Raw genomic sequence first — 583 nt, forward strand, 5'->3', positions numbered from 1 at the left:
GCTTTTCATGTTGTTTATATTCTTAGTGATGATTCTTAGTATAGGCATCATTATTCCATTGATTTTTGGAGAGCGAGTATTCGATTTTCAGTATCCACAATATGTTTCTACGGGTAAAGCGTATAGCTATATTTCGACGTCCAGTTATGTATTAAGAGCATGCATGTTTTTTGGGAGTGCTTGTCTATTTACTTTTGCAGTTGTAACCCTATTAAGCAATTGGCTAAAGAACTCTTTTACATTGATACTATCGACTTGTTTTATCTTAGTCGTTGGCTATTTCACAACAGACGATCTTGTGTTTTTCCAAAATACATGGAATCCTTATCAAGTTTTTCATTTTAGTGAATTGATTGCAAATATTCCTAAAAGTACGGATTGGCTGTATCTACTTTCGGCTCTGATATGGAGTATCAGTTTGGTTGGAATATCAATAATTTTCAGTGAAAAGGATACTAGTTTGTTCAATTTTTCGGGTCATAAAAAACCATTTTGGAATGGACATACGAAAAGAAATGTTAGATCCATTTGGACAATTTCAGTTTTTGAATTTCGAAAAGCACGCCGTAGAGGTTTAATGAAG

At 33.4% G+C, this 583-nt stretch carries 1 protein-coding gene; it reads left to right on the forward strand.

From position 1 onward, the window contains the following. Positions 1–583 (forward strand): hypothetical protein (locus tag AC1DUW_RS31980; protein WP_477644599.1); only part of this gene is annotated, 583 nt, incomplete at both ends.

It is taken from the genome of Peribacillus sp. P4_C12, from assembly GCF_056402095.1.